The sequence below is a fragment of the Pseudolysinimonas sp. genome (assembly GCF_044239695.1).
Lineage (GTDB): Bacteria > Actinomycetota > Actinomycetes > Actinomycetales > Microbacteriaceae > Pseudolysinimonas_A.
On the sequence record NZ_JBIIAW010000143.1, the window covers coordinates 1 to 5,762 of the forward strand.

Genomic DNA, 5,762 nt, shown 5'->3' on the forward strand with positions numbered 1-5,762 from the left:
TTCGGCGAGCGCGGCCTGGGCCGGCACCTCCCGCGGCTCGGCCACGACGCCGACCCCGAGCGGCGCGGCGGCCGCCTCGAGCGCAGGGCGCAGCACGTCGGCCGCGGTGACCCGTCCGCCGTCGACGCCGGCGGCATCCGTCAGCAGTGCGCCGTCGGCGATCACCAGCACGAGGTCGGCCGACCGCGAGCCGACGAAGGTCGCGCTGACGGCGACCGCGTCGGCGGGGACGGACGGCGTGTGGTCGAGAGGCTCGGCGACGACCGCCTCGGCGATCGGCAGCGCCGGAGCCAGCGCGGTGACGAGACGTTCCTCGATGCCCGCCGGGCTCAGGGTGTCTGCGGTGCTCATTCGATCTCCTCGAGGTCGGTGACGACGCAGGCGACGTGGCCGCTCTGCGCGCCGATCGCGGCGTGCGCCACGATCTGCCCCTCGACCGCGAGGTCGAGCGGGCGGTGCTGCTGGTGGGGAAGCGCGATGACGTCGCCGACCGCGAGGCCGAGGATCGTCGCCGGGCTGACCGGAGCGGGACGCAGACGCAGCGCCAGCTCGACGGGAACCGTGACGATCTGGGCACGGAGCAGCTCCGCCGGTGCGTCGGAGACGGGGGCCGCGATGTCCTCGGTGCCGGCGGTGACGGCGACCGCAGGCAGCACGAGGGCGAAGGGTGTGCGCGCGCCGTCGATGAGCACCGTGAACCCCGCCGCGAGCATGACGTCGTCGGGGCGGGCCGCCGAGGCGAGGCGCGGGGCGATCGGGAAGGACGCGACGGCGAGGTCGATCGGCAGGAAGCCGGTGAACGCGTAGCGAAGATCTTCGAACGCGCCGTCCAGGATGCGGCGCACGATCGCCTGCTCGATCGCGGTGAGCGACTCCCGGGCCGGCACGGCCGCGGGAGCCCCGCCGAGCGTGCGGGCGACCCAGCCGAGCAGGGCGGGCACCGCGACGCGGATCAGGCCGCGCGCCTCGGTTCCCGGCACCGCGCAGAGCACGAGGGCGTCGTCGTCGGCGAGACGGTCGACGATCTCGCGGTAGTCGAGGGCCGCGAGTGACACCGGCTCGACGACGACCTCCGCGTGCAGGCGAGCCGACAGCGTGGTCGACCACCGGTCGGCGAAGGTCTCGAAGGCCGACTCGAGGCGACGCATCCGCTCGCGCGGGATGGCCGCCGGGCGACGGAAGTCGTACGGCTCGGGCGCGGGGGTACCCGCATCCAGCTCATCCGCCACCACGACCGTCATGGTGCTGACTGTCGGGTGTTCCGAGATGCGGCGTTAGCTAGGCGGGTACCCCCCGTTGGGTGGACGGACTGAGCCGTGCGGACGGGATCAATGGCTCGATCCGGTCTCCTTCCCTCCCGAGGTCGAGGCGGGCTCCCCCGAGCCCTGCCCCTGTGACGTCGTCCCCCCGGACGACGATTCCTCCGATGCCTGGCTGAGCTGCTGGGCGAGCCCCTCCGGATCGGTGGTCAGCACGACGATGTCGACGCGTCGGTTCTGCGCCGGGTCGTCGGAAGCCGGATGCGCCGACCCGAAGGTCGTGCCCGAGATGTGCGCCGCCGGCATCCCGCTCGACTCGACCAGGTAGCGCAGCACGCTCGTCGCGCGCGCCGCCGCGAGTTCCCACGTCGTCTCGTAGGGCGCGGGGTTGAAACGGGGATCGGCGTGGCCCTCCACCGACAGCTCCCGCCCGGAGGCGGCCAGGCCCGGGCCGATCGCGTTGAGCACCTGGAGCGCGTCGGGCCGCAGCCGGGCCGAGTTGCCGTCGAAGAACGTGTCGACGCCGGTGAGCTTCACGACGAGTCCGCGGTCCTCGATCTCGAACTCGACGGCCGCCGCGAGCCCCGAGTCACCGAGCTGCGCCGAGATGGTGTCGGCGAACTGCTGCATCTGCTCGAACTCGGTGGGCTCGGGGACGTAGCCCGCGTACCCCTCGGACGGACCGGCCTCCCCGACCAGCTCCTCGGGGACGACGAGGCCCTCCGCGGTGTCGACCGTGTCGGACTGCGTGACCCCGAAACCGGTCGCGAGCGACAGCTTGAGCGTCTCCCACTTCTCGGCATCCACCGTCGACATCGCGTAGAGCACGATGAAGAGGCACATCAGCACGGTGACCATGTCCATGTACGACGCCATCCAGCGCTCTTCGCCGCCGCCGTGCCCGCCGCCGTCGGCGTGCGCCGCGTGACCGCGCCGCCGGCGGCTCATGCGACGACCTTCAGATCGGGGTTCTTGCCGCCCTTGCCGGCCTTCGCGCCACCCTTGGCGGCCGGCGCCTTGATGCCGATCATCGCCTCGAGCCGCTCGACGATGGCACGCGGCTGCGCGCCGCCCTGCACCGAGAGGACGCCTTCGATGGCGAGGGTGCGGCGCTCGACCATGAGGTCGGTGAGCCGGGTCAGCCGCGCGCCGATCGGCATCCAGAGCAGGTTGGACGACAGCACGCCCCACAGCGTGGCGACGAACGCGGCCGCGATCATGTGCCCGAGGTTCTCGGGGTCGGACAGGTTCTCGAGCACGTGGGTGAGCGAGACGACGGTGCCGATGATGCCGATCGTCGGGGCGTAGCCGCCCATCGTCGTGTAGAACTTCGCCGCGACGCGCTCGGTGCGCTCCTCGGCGGCGAGCTTCTCTTCGAGCAGCTCCCGCAGCTCGTCGGGGTCCATCCCGTCGGCGACGTTCTGCAGCGCCTCCTTCAGGAAGGGGTCCTTGATCTTCGCCGCCTCGGCCTCGAGCGAGAGCAGACCCTCGCGCCGGGCCTTCTCGGCGATGCCGGAGATCTGCGCGATGAGCTTCGGCGCCGACTCGACCTTGCCCTGGAACGCCCGGGGCAGCGCCTTGACGACGAGCCCGAGGTCTTTGACGGTGGCGCTCGCGATGCCGACGGCGATCGTCGCGCCGAAGACGAGGATCATCGGGGCGGGCAGCAGGATCGAGGAGACGCTGCCGCCCTCGAGGAAGATCATCGCGAGGATGGCCCCGAATGCGATGAAGATCCCGATCAGCGTTGCCGGATCCATCAGCGGTTCTTCCCGCGGGTGGATGCCAGGTGCACGACCTCGCCCGGAAGGGCGGGTCCCTCGGCCGGGTCGGTGGATGCGGCGTGGGCCAGGGCGATGACCTTCGCGCGGTAGCGCGCGACGAGTTCGATGATCTCGTCGAGGGTCTCGGTGACGATGTACGACGACCCGTCGACGAGCACGAGGGTCGTGTCGGGGCTGGCATGGATGCGCTCGATGAGGTCCGGGTTCACGGCGAACCGCGAACCGTTCAGACGTGTGACCACGATCATCGGCATCCTGCCTTCTTGACGGCGCTCATCCTGAGCGCCGGAATCCCCTCACGGAACGGTGTTCGTCCGTGTTCAAGGTGCACTGTCGGCCGATGTCCCCCGCCCGTTAGCAGCCCCCGTCACTTCCGTCCCCCGATCCTCCCGACACCCCTCCCCCGCCGCCATCCCCCGATCGCGTGTCGGCCGCCCGAGTGCCTCGATATGCGTCGAGGCCTCGGGTGGGAATCAGGGATGTCGACGCGAATCGGGGTTCTCGGCGGGCGGGACGCCCCCGGAACGCGCGAACGCCCGGCCCGCACGAGGCGGGACCGGGCGTTCGGGCGACGGGGTCAGCGCTTGAGGTTCGTGAGCTCCTGGAGCACCTCGTCGGACGTGGTGATGATGCGGGCGTTCGCCTGGAAGCCGCGCTGCGCGACGATCAGGTTGGTGAACTCCGCCGAGAGGTCGACGTTGCTCATCTCGAGGGCGCCGCCGACGAGCTGGCCGAGGCCGTCCGCGCCGGGGGTGCCGTAGCGGGCCTCGCCCGAGTTGATCGAGGCGCGGTAGGCGGTGCCGCCGACCTTCTCCAGTCCCCCCGGGTTGGTGAACGTGGCGAGGGCGATGCGCGCCAGCGGCTGCGTGGTGCCGTTGCTGTAGGAGCCCATGAGGGTCCCGTCGCTCGACATCGAGTACGACTGCAGCGAGCCCGCCTCCCGGCCGTTCTGGCTCGCGATTGATACGGTGGTCAGTTCCGCGTACCCGGTGACGCCCGTGAGGTCGATGTCGATGCCGCCGACGGTCAGCGTGCCGCCGGTGTCGAGCAGCCCGTTGTCGAAGGTGATCGACCCGGACGCCGTGGTGGCCCCATCGGCGGCGTCGACATCCCAGCCGGCCGCCGTCTTCTCGAAGGTGAGCGTGACGGTGCGGGCGGCGCCGGTCTCGTCGAACACTTCGATGTCGCGCACGTAGGTCTGCCCCGTCGCGGCGTCGGAGGGCAGGTTGCCGGTGACCCCGGCCGCCGTCGTCTCGACGGCCGCGGCCATCGAGGTCAGCGGGAGGGTGACGGGGCCGACTCCGCCGGAGACCGGGACGACGCCGTTGACGGCCGCCCAGCCCTGCACGATGCCGCCGTCGGCGGTGACCAGGCGCCCGGCCGAGTCGAAGTCGAACGCACCGGCACGGGTGTACTGGGTCTCACCGCCGCGGGTGACGACGAAGAAGCCGTCGCCCGAGATCATCATGTCGGTCGACTTGCCGGTCGACTGGGTGGAGCCCTGCGTGAAGTTGGTCGAGATGCCGGCGACCTGCACGCCGAGTCCGATCTGCGCGGGATTGGTGCCGCCCTGGAGTTCGGTCGCCGCACCGGCGCCCTGCGTCATCTGCGACAGGGTGTCCTGGAAGCGGACGGCCGACGACTTGAACGCGGTCGTGTTGACGTTGGCGATGTTGTTGCCGGTGACGTCGAGCATGGTCTGGTGCGAGCGGAGCCCGGAGATCCCGGAGTAGAGCGAGCGGAGCATGATGCGTCCTTTCTTGGATGTTTCAGGAGTTCAGGTGAAGCGGGTGAAGCGGGTGAGTGGTCGCGGGGGTCGGCTAGGCGCCGGCGCCCAGGAGTTCGTCGAGGCGGATGGCGACGCCGTTCACGTTGACGACCGGCACCTTCGCGGAGAAGGTGACCGACGACACGGTGCCGGAGGCGGCCTTGCCGTCGGCATCCGTGTAGTCGACGCTCCTGCCGAGGAGGGCGGAGGCGGCGGCCCGCATGTTGAGCGAGAAGTTCTCCTCGGTCAGGCCGGTGAGGGTCGTCAGCTGCTCCATCGACGCGAGCTGCGTGGTCTGGGCCAGCATCTCGTTGGTGTCCATCGGCGACGAGGGATCCTGGTTGCGCAGCTGCGTCACGAGCAACTGCATGAACACGTCGGCGTTCATCGTCTGCTGCGGGGCGCGGGTGCCGGTGCTCGAGGTGTAGGTGCTCGTGCCGGTGGCGGCGATCGGGGTGGTCATGTCGGCTCCTTACGCCAGCACGTCGAGGGCGGTGTGCCCGGGGGCGAGAACAGGTCGGGATGCCGCGGCCGGCTCGGCCGAGGATGTCCCGGAATCGGCGCGACCGCCGCGCGTGCGCCCGTCCGTGCCGCGCTCCGCTTGTCGCTCGGTGGAGCCGCGATCGGCGGCAGGGCCGTCGCTCGCGGCGTCCGCGAGCTGCAACTGCGCCGGGGCGCCGCCGCTCGACAGGTCGCGCCGCAGGTCGGGGAGGATCGCACGCAGGGCGTCCCGCGCGGCGTCGGTGGAGACCGTGAGCTGCACGTCGAGCGCGCCATCCGTGACGACCGCGCGCACGGTGACCGGCCCGAGTTCGTCGGGAGTGACGTGCACGGTGACGACGTGGGTGCCCTCCGGCAGGGCGCGGATCGCGGCCACGGGAGCCCGCATCTGCTCGACGAGGGCGGGCGCGGACGCGGGGGCGGTGACCGCCGCCTCGGCGGGGGCGGGAG

The 5,762-nt window shown here is 71.5% G+C and carries 7 protein-coding genes and 1 pseudogene; all 8 read right to left on the minus strand.

Translation table 11 applies throughout. The features are described 5' to 3' along the window. A pseudogene (locus ACILQS_RS15115) lies at positions 1 to 351 on the minus strand (flagellar motor switch protein FliN); the annotation flags it as partial. Beyond that, entirely contained in the window at positions 348 to 1,241 is an 894-nt protein-coding gene (locus ACILQS_RS15120) for a flagellar motor switch protein FliM (protein WP_395640950.1), read from the minus strand. The pseudogene ACILQS_RS15115 and the gene ACILQS_RS15120, both read right to left, overlap by 4 nt. A gap of 87 nt (positions 1,242 to 1,328) precedes the next feature. Further along, positions 1,329 to 2,207: a flagellar motor protein MotB gene (locus ACILQS_RS15125; protein WP_395640951.1), complete on the minus strand. Its 879-nt coding sequence runs from the start codon at positions 2,205 to 2,207 to the stop codon at positions 1,329 to 1,331. Beyond that, entirely contained in the window at positions 2,204 to 3,019 is an 816-nt protein-coding gene (locus tag ACILQS_RS15130) for a motility protein A (RefSeq protein ID WP_395640952.1), read from the minus strand. The genes ACILQS_RS15125 and ACILQS_RS15130 overlap by 4 nt, the downstream gene beginning before the upstream one ends. Beyond that, positions 3,019 to 3,297, minus strand: coding sequence for a flagellar FlbD family protein (locus tag ACILQS_RS15135; protein ID WP_395640953.1), 279 nt, complete (start codon positions 3,295 to 3,297; stop codon positions 3,019 to 3,021). Before ACILQS_RS15135 ends, ACILQS_RS15130 begins: the two co-directional genes overlap by 1 nt. A 323-nt stretch (positions 3,298 to 3,620) precedes the next feature. Further along, positions 3,621 to 4,790, minus strand: a complete 1,170-nt coding sequence (locus ACILQS_RS15140) for a flagellar hook protein FlgE (RefSeq protein ID WP_395640954.1) — start codon at positions 4,788 to 4,790, stop codon at positions 3,621 to 3,623. Positions 4,791 to 4,863: 73 nt separating this feature from the next. Then, on the minus strand, positions 4,864 to 5,274 hold the full coding sequence (locus tag ACILQS_RS15145) for a flagellar hook capping FlgD N-terminal domain-containing protein (protein WP_395640955.1): 411 nt from the start codon (positions 5,272 to 5,274) through the stop codon (positions 4,864 to 4,866). A gap of 9 nt (positions 5,275 to 5,283) precedes the next feature. Beyond that, the coding region (locus tag ACILQS_RS15150; protein ID WP_395640956.1) for a flagellar hook-length control protein FliK at positions 5,284 to 5,762 on the minus strand (479 nt) is incomplete at its 5' end.

Bases quoted from the DNA above. Each gene is read 5' to 3' on its own strand.
- ACILQS_RS15120 (WP_395640950.1), bottom strand. From the start codon at position 1,241: ATGACGGTCGTGGTGGCGGATGAGCTGGATGCGGGTACCCCCGCGCCC.
- ACILQS_RS15125 (WP_395640951.1), bottom strand. From the start codon at position 2,207: ATGAGCCGCCGGCGGCGCGGTCACGCGGCGCACGCCGACGGCGGCGGG.
- ACILQS_RS15130 (WP_395640952.1), bottom strand. From the start codon at position 3,019: ATGGATCCGGCAACGCTGATCGGGATCTTCATCGCATTCGGGGCCATC.
- ACILQS_RS15135 (WP_395640953.1), bottom strand. From the start codon at position 3,297: ATGCCGATGATCGTGGTCACACGTCTGAACGGTTCGCGGTTCGCCGTG.
- ACILQS_RS15140 (WP_395640954.1), bottom strand. From the start codon at position 4,790: ATGCTCCGCTCGCTCTACTCCGGGATCTCCGGGCTCCGCTCGCACCAG.
- ACILQS_RS15145 (WP_395640955.1), bottom strand. From the start codon at position 5,274: ATGACCACCCCGATCGCCGCCACCGGCACGAGCACCTACACCTCGAGC.